Annotated in this window: 12 protein-coding genes; 8 read left to right on the top strand and 4 right to left on the bottom strand. The window is 45.0% G+C overall.

The genetic code is table 11. The annotated features are described in order from the left end of the window. The first annotated feature begins 1019 nt into the window (after window positions 1-1019). The 8 genes from ACXAGP_RS01050 (at window position 1020) to ACXAGP_RS01015 (ending at window position 11861) form a co-directional block, all read left to right on the top strand. Window positions 1020-2510 (top strand): CoA-acylating methylmalonate-semialdehyde dehydrogenase, encoded by a 1491-nt coding sequence (locus ACXAGP_RS01050; RefSeq protein ID WP_475258996.1) that lies wholly within the window; start codon window positions 1020-1022, stop codon window positions 2508-2510. Window positions 2511-2523: 13 nt separating this feature from the next. After that, window positions 2524-3681 (top strand): acyl-CoA dehydrogenase family protein, encoded by a 1158-nt coding sequence (locus ACXAGP_RS01045; protein WP_475258995.1) that lies wholly within the window; start codon window positions 2524-2526, stop codon window positions 3679-3681. A 13-nt stretch (window positions 3682-3694) separates the two neighbouring features. Beyond that, complete coding sequence (locus ACXAGP_RS01040; protein ID WP_475258994.1) at window positions 3695-4810, top strand: enoyl-CoA hydratase/isomerase family protein; 1116 nt, start codon at window positions 3695-3697, stop codon at window positions 4808-4810. Window positions 4811-4812: 2 nt separating this feature from the next. After that, complete coding sequence (mmsB, locus tag ACXAGP_RS01035) at window positions 4813-5703, top strand: 3-hydroxyisobutyrate dehydrogenase (protein WP_475258993.1); 891 nt, start codon at window positions 4813-4815, stop codon at window positions 5701-5703. 16 nt (window positions 5704-5719) lie between these two features. Continuing rightward, entirely contained in the window at window positions 5720-6481 is a 762-nt protein-coding gene (locus ACXAGP_RS01030) for an SDR family oxidoreductase (protein WP_475258992.1), read from the top strand. Between the two features lie 126 nt (window positions 6482-6607). Further along, window positions 6608-7156 carry a D-glycero-beta-D-manno-heptose 1,7-bisphosphate 7-phosphatase gene (gene gmhB / locus ACXAGP_RS01025; protein ID WP_475258991.1) on the top strand — a complete coding sequence of 183 codons (549 nt, stop codon included), beginning with the start codon at window positions 6608-6610 and terminating at the stop codon, window positions 7154-7156. Window positions 7157-7254: 98 nt separating this feature from the next. Beyond that, window positions 7255-9747 (top strand): EAL domain-containing protein, encoded by a 2493-nt coding sequence (locus ACXAGP_RS01020; protein ID WP_475258990.1) that lies wholly within the window; start codon window positions 7255-7257, stop codon window positions 9745-9747. 320 nt (window positions 9748-10067) lie between these two features. Next, a complete protein-coding gene (locus tag ACXAGP_RS01015) occupies window positions 10068-11861 on the top strand; it encodes a thiamine pyrophosphate-binding protein (RefSeq protein ID WP_475258989.1) in 1794 nt (597 codons plus the stop codon). Window positions 11862-11882: 21 nt separating this feature from the next. Here the strand turns inward: ACXAGP_RS01015 and ACXAGP_RS01010 are convergent, their stop codons facing one another. From ACXAGP_RS01010 to ACXAGP_RS00995, 4 genes are read right to left on the bottom strand one after another with little or no spacing between them, the layout of a single operon-like run. Beyond that, complete coding sequence (locus tag ACXAGP_RS01010; protein WP_475258988.1) at window positions 11883-12599, bottom strand: SDR family oxidoreductase; 717 nt, start codon at window positions 12597-12599, stop codon at window positions 11883-11885. Beyond that, window positions 12599-13429, bottom strand: coding sequence for a citrate synthase family protein (locus ACXAGP_RS01005; protein ID WP_475258987.1), 831 nt, complete (start codon window positions 13427-13429; stop codon window positions 12599-12601). The genes ACXAGP_RS01010 and ACXAGP_RS01005 overlap by 1 nt, the downstream gene beginning before the upstream one ends. Next, on the bottom strand, window positions 13416-14222 hold the full coding sequence (locus ACXAGP_RS01000) for a citrate synthase family protein (RefSeq protein ID WP_475258986.1): 807 nt from the start codon (window positions 14220-14222) through the stop codon (window positions 13416-13418). The genes ACXAGP_RS01005 and ACXAGP_RS01000 overlap by 14 nt, the downstream gene beginning before the upstream one ends. A 3-nt stretch (window positions 14223-14225) precedes the next feature. Continuing rightward, window positions 14226-16385, bottom strand: a complete 2160-nt coding sequence (locus ACXAGP_RS00995; RefSeq protein ID WP_475258985.1) for a TonB-dependent receptor plug domain-containing protein — start codon at window positions 16383-16385, stop codon at window positions 14226-14228. Between the last annotated feature and the right edge of the window lie 221 nt (window positions 16386-16606).

Raw genomic sequence — 16606 nt, 5'->3', positions numbered from 1 at the left:
TAACCATAGTGGGGGTTGGATAATTGTGCAAATTAATGTGCTTTATTTTTAGGTCTGATATTTATTGCTTGTTGATTGAACACTTAAACCTTTGGTGCTCGCGGCTAGAAAAAAGTAGCTTCATTGGAGAGCTTGCAAACAACATTTATTGAAGAGGTTCAGAATGCTAAATAATTGTGCAGAAACTCTGCTACATATGACCGAATTTCTACATTCCATTTAGGACAGATGTAAGTCTCAGGGGCACCATAGCTTTTTAACTCTAACGCAACCTGATAGACGCCATCCATGGCTTTCTGAACCAAATCCCTTTGGTCTACTTACTTTTCCTTTGCTCGCCCAAAGGATAAAGTAAGCAAAAGCAAAGGGCGCCCCGCCTTGCGCTTAACCCATTAAAAAACTGCAAGCCTCCGTCGTCACGATGCGCGTCCATGTTTATACCAATTGGTATTAATATGTGATCGCTCAGCGCCGTCTCAGGGACATTAGTTCGAGGCGTGCGAATGAAAGAATACTGGTGGTCTTGTGAACTCGCACAACAAAGAAATAATGTTCCTGAGGCGCGTCTTCGATGGGTTTGAAACGCATTTATACGGTGTTGGATGTTTTCGATTTAGCCCCACTAGACCTTCAAACATCCGCCTTGTCTAAATGCGTTTCAATTCCCACTGAGTAGAGCAAATATTATTACTAATTGGTATTGGCGTGACTTGATTTTCCTCCCTGAAAATCACCGGAAACTTGCTTAACGTTTTTCAATGGCGCTTCAGGAGGGGAAATAAGGTGGCTCTTCAAAAAATGTTCTAAGCGTCAAGGTCAGCCTCCGTTAGCAAATTTCTTACTGGATTTTCAACTTCCTGATAAAACAATGAAACGCAATACCCGGGCAAAATTCTCTAGCTGTAAGCTCTAGTTGTCACTTTGCATCGTGAAATTTTTTCAATTGACGTTAACGTAAAGGTTAAAACTCTGCTAAAGTCGCTACAATTTCTTAACATTAACAAAAGAGCTTGTACCCTATGCAAACCGTTCCCTTGTTAATTGACGGCGAATTCGTCGCCTCTCAAAGCACAAAAACCATCGATGTAACTAACCCTGCCAATAACGAAACTATCGCACTTGCGCCTGTGGCTGAAGCCATGGAAGTGGAAAAAGCGGTAGCGGCAGCCAAAGCCGCCTTTGAAACCTGGCGCGAAACGCCGGTATCAGAGCGAGCTCGTGTGATGATGCGCTATCAGGCATTACTGAAAGAAAACCACGATGAAATTGCCAAAATCTTAAGTAAAGAAACCGGTAAAACCTTCGCTGATGCCAAAGGTGATGTATGGCGCGGTATTGAAGTGGTAGAACAAGCCATCAACATGCCTGCCATGATGATGGGTGAAACCGTTGAAAACGTCGCGCGCGGTATCGATACCTACAGCTACATTCAGCCGTTAGGCGTGTGCGCTGGTATTACGCCATTTAACTTCCCGGCCATGATCCCCTTGTGGATGTTCCCGATGGCCATTGCTGCAGGTAACACATTCGTACTTAAGCCGTCTGAGCAAGATCCTATGACGCCCATGAAGCTGGCAGAATTGTTCATGGAAGCGGGCGCACCTAAAGGCGTATTAAACGTATTGCACGGTGACAAGAGCACGGTTGATGGTTTATTGCATCACGAAGATATTAAAGCGGTATCTTTTGTGGGTTCTGTGCCTGTAGGTCAGTACATTTACAAAACTGCAACTGAAAACATGAAACGCGCTCAGTGTTTTGCTGGCGCCAAAAACCACAGTGTGATCATGCCTGATGCCAACAAGGCGCAAGTTTTAAATAACCTTGTAGGTTCGTCTGTCGGTGCCGCCGGTCAGCGTTGTATGGCGATTTCTGTTGCGGTATTTGTTGGTAGTGCACAAGAGTGGATTGAAGAACTCGTACCACTTTTCAAAGAAGTGAAGCCAGGTTTGTGGGATGACGAGTCTGCCGCTTATGGCCCGGTGATCAGTCCTGCGGCGAAAGAGCGCGTATTGGCGCACATCCAAAAAGGTAAAGAGCAGGGCGCTGACTGTTTAGTTGACGGTTCTGAGTGCACCGTAGCAGGTTACGAAAACGGTAACTGGATTGGTCCTACTTTGTTCAGCAATGTGACTGCTGAGATGAGCATTTACCAAGAAGAGATCTTCGGTCCGGTATTGTGCTGTATGTGTGTGGACACCTTAGAAGAAGCTATCGCCTTGGTTAACGCTAACCCTTATGGCAACGGTACGTCTATCTTTACCGCCAGCGGTGCGGCTGCGCGTAAATATCAGCACGAAATAGAAGTGGGCCAGGTGGGTATCAATGTACCTATTCCGGTGCCATTACCTTTCTTCTCTTTCACGGGTTGGAAAAACTCTTTCTTTGGTGACTTGCACGCTTACGGTAAACAAGCCGTGCGTTTCTACACCGAAACCAAAACCATCACCTCTCGTTGGTTTGAAGACGATATTCCTACTGGTCCTAACATGACTATCCACTTGCGTTAATAAGGAGTGTGCTGTGAATTTTAATCTGACAGAAGATCAAATCGCTTTCGCCGATACTGCCAGACAATTTGCTGAGCAGGAGCTGGCACCAAATGCCGGTAAATGGGACAAAGAGCATTACTTCCCAAAAGAAGTGATCCAAAAAGCCGGTGAATTGGGTTTTTGTGGCCTGTATGCACCTGAAGAAGTAGGTGGTCTGGGCTTATCCCGTTTGGATTCTTCCATTATTTTTGAACAGCTTTCCATGGGCTGTACGGCTACAACCGCCATGATGACAATTCACAATATGGCGTCCTGGATGATTGCGACCTGGGGCACCGAGGAAGTGAAAGAGCAGTGGTGTGAAGCCCTGGTAATGGGTGAAAAGCTGGCCTCTTATTGCTTAACTGAGCCAGGCTCTGGTAGTGATGCTGCGTCTTTGCGCACCACAGCAAAGCGCGATGGCGATCATTACGTGCTTAACGGCTCTAAGATGTTTATCTCTGGTGCCGGTGAAACTGACGTGATGGTAGTGATGGTGCGCACCGGTGAAGCCGGACCTAAAGGCATCTCTGCCGTGGTTGTGCCTGCCGATGCTGAAGGCATCATCTATGGCAAAGCAGAAGAGAAAATGGGCTGGAATGCCCAGCCAACCCGTCTTGTGACGTTTGAAAACGTGCGCATTCCGGTAAGTAATTTATTGGGTGATGAAGGGCAGGGTTTTACGTTTGCCATGAAGGGCCTTGACGGTGGACGAATTAACATTGCCACTTGTTCTATCGGTACCGCGCAACAAGCACTAAATACCGCTAAAAACTACATGCAAGAGCGTAGTCAGTTTGGCAAACCTCTGGCAGCCTTCCAGGCATTACAGTTTAAAATTGCCGACATGACTACTGAGTTAGTGGCAGCCCGTCAAATGGTGCGTTTAGCGGCCTTTAAACTGGATAGTAACGATCCCGAAGCCACTGCTTATTGCGCCATGGCGAAACGCTTTGCTACGGATATTGGCTTTAAAGTGTGTGACGAGGCGCTGCAAATTCACGGTGGCTATGGTTACATCCAGGAATATCCGCTGGAGCGCCATGTGCGTGACGTGCGTGTGCATCAGATCCTGGAAGGCACCAATGAGATTATGCGCTTGATTGTAGGCCGTCGTGTACTGGCTGAAGGCGCTGGTGAACTACTTTAAAACGGAGATAAAAATGAGCGAAGCTCCTGTTTTATTTAGTACAGTAAATTTAAAGCATGGCCAGTTAGGCCATGCGCAATTAAATTTGCCGAAAGCCTTAAATGCACTGAACCTAGATATGGTGCGCTTGCTTACTGAGCAGTTGCAACAATGGCAATCCGACGAGAACATCACGGCTGTGCTGTTGAGCGGTGCGGGTGAGAAAGCCTTTTGTGCTGGCGGTGATGTGGTGTCTTTGTACAACGCCATGAAAGCCGAGCCGGGCAAAACCCCTGAGTCAGTGCAAACCTTCTTTACCGAAGAGTATCAGTTAGATCATCTCATCCATACCTTCAACAAACCGCTGATTGTATGGGGTAGTGGTTTTATCATGGGCGGGGGTATCGGTTTATTTGCCGGTGCCAGCCATAAAGTGGTTACTGAAACCTCGCGCCTGGCCATGCCGGAGATCACTATCGGTTTATTCCCGGATGTGGGCGGCAGTTACTTCTTAAATACCCTGAAAGATAATATGGGTTTGTTCCTCGGCTTAACCGGGGTACAGATCAATGCTGCCGATGCCAAACTGATTGGTATGGCGGATTATGCCTTGGCTGAAGTGTCCATTGAGTCGTTTGTTGAGCAACTTGCAGATTCTGAACTCAGTGATGTCCGCTATGCCATAGATGACTTGTTAGCGAACCTGGCTCAGCACTCTGCTGCAAAATTGCCAGAATCCAATATCGCGAAATATCATACTGAGATTGAAACACTAATGTCTCATGCGTCATTGGCGGACATTATCAACGGTATCAGCAAGTGGTTAGAGACCGAAGACAAATGGCTTAACCGTGCCGCTAAAACCTTGCTTAACGGTTCGCCGGTTACGCAACGTTTGGTGTGGGAGCAGCTTAAGCGGGGCCAGGACAAGGCACTTGCGGATTGTTTTCGCATGGAGTTGGTTATGGCGTGTCGCTGCGCTTCTGCCGGTGAGTTTCAGGAAGGGGTACGGGCCTTGTTAATTGATAAAGACGGCGCGCCTCAGTGGTTGTATCCGGCACAAGAAAACGTACCGGATGATTTTATTGAGTCTTTCTTCGCCGGTCCCTGGACTGAGCAAACTCATCCGCTGGCAAAATTAGGAGAATAATTATGGCAACGATTGGATTTATCGGACTGGGCAATATGGGCGGTCCTATGGCGGTGAACCTGGTTAAAGCCGGGCACAGCGTTAAAGTGTTTGATTTGGTCGCAGAGAATGTCGTCAAAGTGGTAGCAGAAGGTGCCAGTGCTGCGGCAACAGCCGCTGACGTGGTGAGCGATGTGGAATTCGTGATCAGCATGTTACCGGCGGGTAAGCATGTTAAATCGCTTTTCATTTCGGAAGACGGGGTCGCTAAGCACATTGCTAAAGGTGCAATGGTAATTGACTCCAGCACCATCGATGCTGCATCTGCCAAAGAAGTGGGCGAACATTTATCTTCAATGGATATTAAATTTGTAGATGCACCGGTTTCTGGTGGTGTTGCAGGTGCACAAGGTGGCACGCTAACCTTTATTGTGGGCGGCTCAGAAGCGTGTTTTGCCACAGCCAAGCCGATTTTAGAAGGTATGGGCAAAAACATCTTTCACGCTGGTGATATTGGCGCAGGCCAGGTGGCTAAAATCTGCAATAACATGTTATTGGCTATCTTGATGACGGGTACCTCAGAAGCGCTGCAGATGGGGATTAAGCACGGTCTTGATCCAAAGGTGTTATCCGACATCATGCTGCAAAGCTCTGGACGCAACTGGACCCTGGAGCTTTATAATCCATGCCCGGATGTATTGCCTAATGTACCATCTTCAAAGAACTACGAAGGTGGCTTTATGGTGGATCTGATGAAAAAAGACTTGGGTCTTGCTATGGAAGCGGCCAATCAAAGCCAATCCATGACGCCGATGGGCGCGCTGGCACAAAATCTTTATCAGATTTTAAGCGCCCAGGGGCAGGGCAGCAAAGACTTCTCCAGTATTTTTCAGTTGTTTGAACAAAACAAATAAGAGATAGAGCAAGATTATGAATTTAAAAGACAAAGTCATTGCCATTACAGGTGCAGCACAAGGCTTAGGTCGTGCTATGGCCGATGTGTTGGCCGACGAAGGCGCGCACATTGCACTGTTGGACATGCAGGAAGAATCCTTGAATCAAGCCGTCGCTGAGCTTTCAGAAAAGGGCATCACTGCACGTCCTTATGTGGTGAATGTTACCAATGAAGCGGAAGTGGAAGCGGTATTCAGGCAAATTGCCGAAGACTTCAAGCAGCTAAATGGTCTGGTAAACAGTGCCGGCATCATGCGCGATGGTATGTTGCTGAAAGTCAAAGAAGGTCAGGTAGTTGGTAAAATGTCGCTTGAGCAGTTCCAGTCTGTTCTGGATGTGAACGTAACGGGCACCTTCCTCTGTGGTCGTGAAGCGGCGGCAACGATGATTGATTTGGGCTGTGAAGGCGTGATCATCAATGTTTCTTCGGTATCGCGTGCCGGTAACATGGGGCAAACCAACTATTCAGCCTCTAAAGCCGCAGTGGCGACCATGACCGTAACTTGGGGTAAAGAGTTAGCGCGTTTTGGTATTCGTGCTGCCTGTATTGCTCCAGGCTTAGTGGACACCGCAATGGCACGCCAGATGCGTCCGGAAATGATGGAGAAATTCTTAAGCACAGTACCACTTCGTCGCCTGGCTAAGGTGGAGGAGTTAGGACAAACTGCGAAGTTTATCTTCAAAAATGATTACTTCACTGGTCGTGTTATCGAATTAGATGGCGGTACCCGCGTTTAATTGGTGAAGTTTACTTACCTGCTCGCACGTTTCTTCAGCAAACGTGCGTTTTCCTTGCATTGCACTGTAGCCAAAAGCCCGAGTTTGAGTATGCTAGAGGCCAAGTTCTCTAGAGAATAAACAGTGATGTCTACTCCAACAATAAAACACAAAGCGGTGTTTTTAGACAGAGACGGCGTGATCAATAAAGATCACGGTTATACGTTTCGACCTGATGATTTCGAATTCCTGGACGGTGTTTTCCCCGCCTGCCGTCGTTTTATGTCCATGGGCTACAAACTCGTTGTTGTAACCAATCAGTCGGGTATTGCCCGTGGCTATTATTCTGAAGTGGATTTTGAGTATCTAACCGATTACATGCTTAACGAGTTTAAACAACAGGGTATTAACATCGACGCGGTGTACCATTGTCCTCACCATGCACAAGAGGGTTATGGTGATTATAAAATCGATTGTGACTGCCGTAAGCCTAAGCCGGGAATGCTTTATGCCGCTGCTCATGAATTGGATTTGGATTTGTCAGAATCGGTGATGATTGGCGATAAAATTACCGACATGATTGCGGGTAAAGCGGCTGGGGTTAAAAAGTGTATTTTAATCTCTAATAACAAGGCTGGAGTTAGCGGTGAGCTGGCGGATGCGGTTGCTTCATCGTTGTTACATGTCAGAATTTGAGCAATTAAACCTATTGAGTATTTTAGTTTCCCTGGATTCCGGCTAGTATGGGAACTTAAGATGCCAATTAACAGAAGCTATCTGAAGAAAGGAAACGAATGGCGACATCGATTTCAGTACTGCTGATCACCGACAGTGTGGAGCGGCGGCAGTCCGTAACGGAACTATTAGCAGAGCACAACGCAGAAGTATTGCATGTAAAAGATGCTAGCAGCGCAGTAACCAAGCTAAAGCAGCAAGAAGTCGATGTCATTGTCTCTGACACCTTGATTGGGCAAATGGATGCCTGGCGTCTGGTACGTATGGTAAGAGCTAACTTATTTAGAGTACCCGCAGAAACACCTTATATCCTCATTACCGATACATTCTGCGAACACATCGCTAAAACCACAGCACATGCCTTTACCATCAACCACGTGGTTGCTTGTGAACATCTTGAAACTCTGCCAGATCTGGTGTTGAGCTTTTCAGACACCACGGAAACTCCCGATAATCGTATGTCGGTGTTAGTGGTAGAAGACGATCCTGATATTGCCGAACTGGCGCACAGATTGTTAAAAAACAACTATAAAGTGCAAATAGCCACAACCGGCACACAAGGCGTAAGTAAATTCCATGATGGGCATTTTGATATTGTCTTGTTGGATGTGCAACTGCCAGAGATGTCGGGTGGGGAAGTGTTAAAGCACATTCTTGCTATGAATCCCCAACAAGCCGTAGTTATTATGACCGCCCACGGCAGCACTGAACTGGCGGAAGAGTTGTTGATTCAAGGTGCTGTGGACTTTATCTCCAAGCCCTTTAAAGGCGAGCAGCTGAGGAAAGTTATTGCGATTGCTTCTCAGCGGGAAAATTACCTGGTGAGCAATAGCCAGTTTGAGGAAAAAGTGATCACCATCAAACGGCGGGAAGAGCAGTTCCGACAATTGTCAGAGGCGCATACGCGCTTGCTCAACCATTTGTCTACAGTGGTAATGGAACTGGATACCGATGGGTATATCAAGTTTATTAATAAAGCTTGGGTTTTGCTCACGGGTTATTCTCGCGAAGATACCATGGGTAAGTCTTTGGCGGATTTTGCTTTCGGTGATGATGGCAATACCCGACATTATGTCGAGTATCACATGAGCCAGATGTTAGAAGGCCAAACCGGGTCCAAACGCATTGAATTCCAGTTGGAGATAAAAACCGGTGAAGCGATTTGGGTGGAAGTGCAATTTAACGATTTGTATCGCAAAGGCAAAGTGTCAGGGGTTACGGTAAATCTGGACAACATCGATGATCGCAAAAAAGCGGAGATGCAACTTAGCCATTTGGCCTCACATGATACCTTAACCAACCTCTTCAACCGCCACTATTTTGATGCCGAACTTGTGCGTCTGGCGGAAACTGCACAATCGCAAGATGTGGTGCACTCTCTGTTATACCTGGATTTGGATCATTTTAAGGTGATCAATGATACTCAAGGGCATCATCAAGGGGATATTATTCTTAAAGAGGTGGCTACCGCTATCTCTTCTTTAAAGCGTGAAGCCGACGTGTTTTGTCGCGTAGGCGGTGATGAATTCGCGCTGTTATTACCTCGCACCGACCGCCATGAAGCGCGGGATATTGCTAACGAAATTTGTGCTTTATTGCAACAAGGTCATTATCAGTTTGGCGAGCGCATCTTTAAGATCAGCTGTAGTATTGGCGCCACGGAAATCAACGGCGAACAAACCGAGCCGGAAACCTATCTGCAACAGGCAGATATTGCACTCTATGTTGCAAAAAAACGCGGCCGTAATCTGGTGCATGTATTTGAAAAAGAGGATAAAGAAACCGAAGATTTTCAGATTTCCGTACAATGGGTTCACGTACTGCAAGAAGCTATCAGCAAAGATCAGCTTATATTGCATTTCCAGCCAGTGGTTGATGCCGAAACCCGCGATGTACATTACTTTGAAGCACTGGTAAGACTGGAAATCGATGGTAAGTTAATATTTCCCGGTGAATTTATTCCAGCTATTGAGCGGGTTGAAGATATTAATTTACTGGATCATCAGGTGATTTCCAAAGCCATGAGCATGATAAGCAAACACCCGGTGCTAAAAAAAGTCGCCATCAACCTTTCAGCGCAAGCCTTTAGTGATGAGCGATTGTTACCGCTTGTGGAAGAGAAGTTGGCCCAATACGGCGTTAATCCACAGCAAATTATTTTTGAGGTTACCGAAAGTGCCAGTTTAACTAACTTAGGCGCAACCCAAGATATGATCAAAAAGTTAATGGAGCTTGGCTGTGAGTTTTCCATTGATGATTTTGGAACGGGTTTTAGTACCTTTAGTTATTTAAAACAGTTACCAGCCAATAGTGTAAAAGTGGATGGGTCTTTTGTAAAAGACATGAAAGACAATCCTATCGACAGAGCGCTTGTTAAATCCATTTGTGAGGTTGCTCGTGCCCTCAACAAAACCACAGTTGCCGAATTTGTGGAAGACGAAGAGACCGCACTTGAATTACGCAAAATGGGAGTGGATTTTTTACAGGGCTACCACATCAGTAAGCCAATTGGTATTGATGTCATCAACGAACGATATCCTCCACCTTCCTGATACCCATCAAGGTTTGGTAATAATAAATACCGAAACAATTCAGCAACGGAAAAAATTCTAACCTAAACTAAACTCGTAAGCGTATTAGCGAAAAAATAATCAGATTTACGGTGTTAAATTGGTTAAATTTTGTGTAGATTACGCCGCGCTGTTGAGTTCAAGACGCAGAACTCAAGGATAGTAAGACCTATGAATTATGTTTCATATCTTTTTGAGTTTACGCAAAATTTTGCCCGATTTATTGGTCTCTAGCGTTCAGTATAATAACGATTTTAATTGCTCTTTTTAACAAGTGACAGATGAAAGGTGGTGTGATGTCTATGGCTGATTCAAAAACGGAATCTAGTTTAGACATGGATGTGTTTACGTACGCAGACATGATTGTGGATTACCTCAATCAATTGAATATTGATTATGTGTACGGGGTGCCCGGTGGGGCAATTGAACCTTTATTTAATGCGCTTTCGGTAAGCGCGCGATATGGTGGAGTTGCACCTGTTGTGGCAAGGCATGAGTCCGGTGCAGCTTTTATGGCGGACGGATATGCGCGCGAAACTGGCCGAATAGGGGTTTGCTGTGCAACCACCGGGCCGGGTGCAACTAACTTGATCACCGGTGTATCAGGTGCTTATGCTGACAATACTCCCATGTTGGTGATCACCGCTCAAACCCCATTACCTAAGTTTGGTAAGCGCGCTTTGCAAGACTCTTCCTGCGCTGCCATTGATACCGTTGGTATGTTTAACCATTGCACAAAGTACAGCACTTTAGTCAGTCACCACGAGCAGCTTGAAACCAAGCTTGTATCTGCATTGATGACCGCGCGCAACGAGCCCGCGGGACCTGTGCATGTGAGTATTCCTTCCGATGTGTTACGCGCGGTGGCGTTAAAACAAGCCAATGTTGAAAAGAAAACATTACGTGGCCGCTACACCTTAACTGACCAGGGCGCAATGGACCAAATGGTTATTGAGCTTAAGAGCGTTGACCGGGTGGCGCTATTTATCGGTGATGGTTGTAAAGATGCTTCTACCGAGATCATGCGTTTTGCAGAGATGATTAATGCTCCCTTCGTTACCGGGCCAATGGGTAAGCGTTGGGTAGATGAAACTCACCCCTTATATCGTGGTGTTTTTGGTTTTGCCGGGCATGAGAGCGCAAAAGAACTGCTGCAAGACAAGAACAAGGAATTGGATCTGGTTATCGCCATTGGCGCTGCTTTAGGTGAATTAGGCACCCGCGGTTGGGCTGGGGAATTAATGAATGAAAAACTCATTCACGTTGATTCCAGGGTGGAACATTTTACTCGTTCCCACATGGCGCGCCTGCATGTGTGTGGCCATTTGCCGACTATCTTTCGTATTGTGAATGAGAAATTAAATCGTGCACAACGCTACTGGAATAAAGAGTGGAAAGGCCTGCCACAACCGAAAAAAATGAACATCAATGGTTGTGCTACCTCGTTATTCGACGAAGAAAAATGTTTGAGTGACGATAATCCTATTAAGCCTCATAGGCTGTTTACGCATTTGAGTCGTGAACTGCCCGCTGATACCCGTGTTTTTGTGGACGCCGGAAACGCCTGGTCTTGGTCAATTCAATATTACCAGCGCAAAGAGCACGACGGTAAATTGCATATCGCAATGGGACTTGGCGCTATGGCATGGGCAATAGGGGCTGTTGTGGGCTCTGCTGGCGGCAATCGCGCTGATGGCGCGCTTAAACCTCATGTTTGTATTACGGGTGATGGCAGTTACCTGATGAGTGCGCAGGAAATTACTGTTGCCAAACAAATGAAATTACCCATTGTGTTTTTGATCCTGAACGACTCAGTGTTGGGCATGGTGATGCACGGTCAGCGTCTGGGCGGTGCAGAGCAGGTGGGATTTGAACTGGGCGAAGTGGATTTTGCCATGATGGCTCAATCGATGGGCATTGAAGGCATTGTTATCAATACCGTCGAAGAGCTGGAAAGTATTGATTACCACCGCATCTTTAGTAAAGACGGCCCAACATTAATTGATGTACGCATTGATAAAGAAGAAATCCCGCCAATGGGAGACAGGGTAAAAGGCATAGCAGTTAATGGTGGTTCCGCCACGCCGGGAGGTTAAAATTTAAGAGGGGAAACCCTCTTAAATGGCATCAACGCCACCGTCAACTTGCCATGTCGAGCCAGTAACATAGGAAGCGTTAAGTTGACTTACTATAACGTGTGCAATTTCCTCTGTTTTTCCATATCTTTTCAGTGGAATCATGGATTCTTGTTGCTCTCTAAGCGTGGAGATTTGCTCAGGTGGTATCCCGAGTTTACTGAGAATCGGCGTATCCACTGCGCCAGGCGCCACTACGTTGACTCTGATGCCATTGTCAGAAAATTCTGCAGCCAAACTTTTTGCCAAGGAGTTCATCGCTCCTTTGGTTAGTGCATAAATACTTGCGTTAGGGAGGCCATTGTCTACTACCGCCGAGGTTATTATTGAAATAGCCCCTTTGCTTTTTGATAGTGCTTGCTCTAGCCATTTGATAAGAAAGTACGAACCTTTAATATTGGTATTAACAAAATCATCAAAATCAGAGATTGAAGTTTCTGCTAATGGTTTGAACATAGCACCTGCAGCATTTAAAACCAGATAATCTAATCCGTTTTGGTGAGAGTTGCATAGCTCTTTCAGGGCATTAAGGTCTGTCATATCAGCAACGTGGTAATTGCAACCAAGTTCCGCAGCTGCAGTAGATAGTTTTTCTTCACTTCTTCCTGTAATTGTTACGCTACAGCCCTGTTCTATTAATAGTTTTGCTGTAGCCAATCCGATACCCGAATTTCCACCAGTAACGATAGCTTTTTTCATTATATTAGTTTTCTCTTATTTGGACCTGTGTAATTAATGTCCGTACATTTTAATGGTAAGAACCTCAATGGAGACTCATCAGCAGCTTCGGAATAGCAGGCATGGACTCCTGAATGGACCCAAGTGGCATATAATCTCTCAACATCCACAGGCGTATAACCATGGTCTGCAAGTACTGCTGCACAGTATCCCGCAACATTGAGACCGTCGTTATGGTGTTGATCAAGGTAATTGTGAATTTGAGTGGCTAGTTTTTCATGTGGACCTTTTTCCAGCCCCAAACTTTTACCGACGGCAATCATAGCCGTAACTCTTTCATCGCCAGAAGCAATAGGTCTGGAATATCCAACAATGACTGGCTTGCTTTTCAATACTTTTGCACGTTCAGCCAGCTCACTCTCGACGATTGTGTCGGCAGACATTCCCTTTTTTTCCAGTTCTCCCGCTTTATAAATGAAATCCATGCAGGCTTTCATCGTTCCTGCTCCGTACATTCTGGAATCTGCCGCGAGTATCCCACCTGCAACTGCAGAAGGGCAGGATGCTTTCATCGTTCCGGCCAAAGCACCTATTTGGTTACACCATATTCTTGGATCTGGCCAACTTAAACAGATGAAGCTCGCCTCAAGCCAATCGGAAAATACTTTATCGGGTAGTTGCCCTGTCACATTTAGAGTTAATACTTGAAAATAGGTAGCCTTACCTACCAGCTCTTGCATCATTTTATAACCGTGGTTGTATACGGCTTCACCTATGCGCCATCCCCCTTTTTTGGAAACGATCTTTCCATTGCGATCATCCCAGAACTGGCTTTGATTATTCGATTTCATAATTGCTTTCTTGAATAAATGGCATATCTGTAAGGGGTTTGTTTGACTTTTCGATTCCGTGAGCAATAAAGCCAGGTGAGCTTAAAAATTGATACATAGCTGTAGCATGTCGATAGCTAATATTCAAATCATGAAACACTATTGCTGCCAATCCTGTTGTAAGCCAAGACGTAGGGTTTTGTTTATCATCATTAAGGTATTTTAAGAGCTTATTCATCCAACACAATGTAGGGAGTGATTTTTCAAAGACCTTAAATTTTGCTGCCCATTTTGATGCTACTATGTCTTGTTCGCCGTATATGAGTCCAAATCCCGGTATAGGATTAGGCGCATCATTTTTTGGCAATGGAATCTTTAAATCAACGGGGTTGGATTGAGTGTTTTGCGCTAGCCATCGAACACAACTTCCCACTTCTTTAGCTCCCAAATATTCTCCAGAATGAACATTCAAAGCAATGGGTAATATATGTGCTACATCCGTCCTGCCGATGCCCGCATTCATGGCCGCCCGGCAGGCGGGGTGTCTTGGACCCGTTGTAATAAGAATTTTCATCAGTAGCGTGAGGATAGCCTCTTCTTCTTCTCCAGGCAGCTCACCCTTGATCATCAAGTATACTAAAGAGGGGTAAGTTAGTTTGTCTACCGCGTCTTCAAAGTCGTACCCATACAAGTATTGTTTTTCAGCAATGTAAGGAGATGCATCACTTGACTCTTCATACCATATTCCGGTGGGTATTTGTTCTACGAACTTGTCACCTTTGTCTGTTTCTTTTTGTTTGTTTTGCTTTGTCATTGCTTAAAAAGTTGCTGCTGCTTTTAACCAAAAGCCTCTCTCTTCCAGAGGGTAATCTTCAACAATTTGTCCGTCAGAGGGCTCTCTTGCATCTTCGTCAAACAGATTTCTGATACTGAGCGATGCGTCAATATTCTCAGAGAAGTGATAAATAAGATTCAAGTTGGTCCAGTTATAATCATCTATTTTGCTTCTGGTATCATTAACTGGTCGATTTCTATTGTTTATCCATCGAGTATCTGCATGTAAGGATATTTTCTCAGAAATATCCCAATCAATGGCAAAGTCTAGCATGTTGCCCGGTGCATCAGCTATCGTCTCGCTTGACTCTGCATCTTCAGAGTTTTGGTAGGAATATCCAACTTTCAAGTTAAGTGCGGAACTTAGCTTCCAATGAGCTTCAAACTCCGCCCCAAAACCATCCTGCTCTGCGGCATTGGAGGCTCTGTTCGTTCCTGCATCAATTGGTGTATAGACGATCAGATTTTCAGCGTTGTAAGCAAAAATACTCAAAAGCAGCTTCCAGTCAAAATTAGGGCGGTAATCGAATGCTATTTCATAAGTATTAATTTTTTCTGGTTCTAACTCAGAGTTGCCTAATATGACAGGGTTATTGATGGCATACAATTCATCAAATGAAGGGGCTCTGAATGCTTTTCCGTAAAGAGCTTTGGCAGTTAAGTTGTGTTTTGCTTGCCACACTAAAGCTAGTCTGGGGTTGAATGTACTTCCAAAATCAGAATAGTCATCGTATCTCAGGCCCGCTGTTAGTTCCCAATCTTGGGCTAGTTTCCACTCATCTTGTAGAGATAAATAATTAACATCTCTATCAACATTAGGCATGTAAATAAAGGCGGTGCCGCTAACATCAGTTAAGCTTCCATCTTTAAAGTCTTCTGTGAAATCTTGTGCAAGGGGGCCAAAATTTTTGAATTCCTGAGCTTCAAATTTTTTTGTAAAGTGGCCAACTGAAACCCTGATGTTGTGGTCTTTAACCCCTGTGTAATAAAGGGCGCTTTCAATGGATATATTTTCATCCTTTTGGATTGGCCTACCGATAACACCGTCTGTAAATACGGTGAAGGCTGTGGGCGCACCTGTTTCAGGATCGAAAGCCCTTGGCAGCGCCATGCCTGCGGGGAAAATCGTAAAGGTTGTATCACCCTCGTATTCTTGCCATGACGCCCAGAAATCGGCAGTTAAATTATTGGATACTTGCCATTTATAACCTGTTTTTAGGGTAATTGATTCATGAAGGCTGATGTCTTCAGGTGCCAAAGCTTGTGCGGCCCCAGCTCCAGTACCGCCATCATTTTCGAGATACCATGCAGAAAGGTAAAAATCGTCTTTTTTAAACGTCAAATGAAGATCTGTCGTTTCAAGGTTAGTTGAAAGGGCAGAAGGAGCATTCGATAACCCATCTAGACCGAATGCAAACATTGCATCGGTGAAAACAACTCTGCTATCGTCACCATCAGAGTCTTGCCATTGAGCATTTATTAAAAGCGAAGTAGATTCGTTGAAAGGAATATTGTAATTTATCCAAGCGGATTTATTTCCAAAAGATCCTGCTTTGACACCAAAATCATTGGTTGTTAGCTCTGACTCGGCACCCTTGGTGATAATATTTATCACGCCTGAAAACGCATCAGCCCCGTGGACCGCAGAGCCGGGTCCACGAATCACCTCTATTCGTTCAACTAACTCAGTACCAACATTAAACAAATCCCATTTGGCACCGGTATAATTCGCTCTTATTGGATCACCATTGATGAGAAGCAATACCTGAGGATTTTGACTAGTATGGACTCCTCTAATCGAGTATGAGGCATTCATTCTGTTCAATTTTGACGGGTAAACATGAATACCTGTAACTACTTCAATTACTTCGTGAATATTGTTTACACCGAGTTTTTTTATCTGCTCTGCGGTAATAACACTGGCTACTGATGGTGCTTTACTAACGGCTTTTTGAGTACCTGTAGCGATACTTATGAATTCTTCACTACCGTAAAAATCACCAAATTGGTCATCACCAAATTCATCATCAAGGTAGTCATCATTAATGTCATCTTCTTGCTGCAAAGGCGCAATGGCATGCGCGAAGGAAGATGTTCCAGACAGGGCTACGATGACACAGGTTGCCAGTAATCTTTTTTTCATGTTGTGATTCCGCGTTATGGTGCAGATTTAACGTCTATTTTCAGAGCACGTTCTTTTTATTATATCTTTGATTGTATTAGCTATTTGGGTTTTCACAAGTTCAGATTTGTTAAAATTAGTGATTAAATTTAGATGTGAATTCAAGTGCATTGTGAAACGCCAATCTATTCTTGCCTTAAATTGGCAAATGAACTTTTTTACCTTTGTAAGAAAATTGTGGG

The sequence above is a fragment of the Planctobacterium sp. AWM4_229 genome, assembly GCF_056160305.1.
The sequence above is the reverse complement of the archived record's forward strand: the minus strand, read 5'-3'. Positions and strand labels throughout refer to the sequence as shown.

Bases quoted from the DNA above. Each gene is read 5' to 3' on its own strand.
- ACXAGP_RS01040 (WP_475258994.1), top strand. From the start codon at position 3,695: ATGAGCGAAGCTCCTGTTTTATTTAGTACAGTAAATTTAAAGCATGGC.
- ACXAGP_RS01050 (WP_475258996.1), top strand. From the start codon at position 1,020: ATGCAAACCGTTCCCTTGTTAATTGACGGCGAATTCGTCGCCTCTCAA.
- ACXAGP_RS01015 (WP_475258989.1), top strand. From the start codon at position 10,068: ATGGCTGATTCAAAAACGGAATCTAGTTTAGACATGGATGTGTTTACG.
- ACXAGP_RS00995 (WP_475258985.1), bottom strand. From the start codon at position 16,385: ATGAAAAAAAGATTACTGGCAACCTGTGTCATCGTAGCCCTGTCTGGA.
- ACXAGP_RS01030 (WP_475258992.1), top strand. From the start codon at position 5,720: ATGAATTTAAAAGACAAAGTCATTGCCATTACAGGTGCAGCACAAGGC.
- gmhB (WP_475258991.1), top strand. From the start codon at position 6,608: ATGTCTACTCCAACAATAAAACACAAAGCGGTGTTTTTAGACAGAGAC.
- ACXAGP_RS01010 (WP_475258988.1), bottom strand. From the start codon at position 12,599: ATGAAAAAAGCTATCGTTACTGGTGGAAATTCGGGTATCGGATTGGCT.
- mmsB (WP_475258993.1), top strand. From the start codon at position 4,813: ATGGCAACGATTGGATTTATCGGACTGGGCAATATGGGCGGTCCTATG.
- ACXAGP_RS01005 (WP_475258987.1), bottom strand. From the start codon at position 13,429: ATGAAATCGAATAATCAAAGCCAGTTCTGGGATGATCGCAATGGAAAG.
- ACXAGP_RS01020 (WP_475258990.1), top strand. From the start codon at position 7,255: ATGGCGACATCGATTTCAGTACTGCTGATCACCGACAGTGTGGAGCGG.
- ACXAGP_RS01000 (WP_475258986.1), bottom strand. From the start codon at position 14,222: ATGACAAAGCAAAACAAACAAAAAGAAACAGACAAAGGTGACAAGTTC.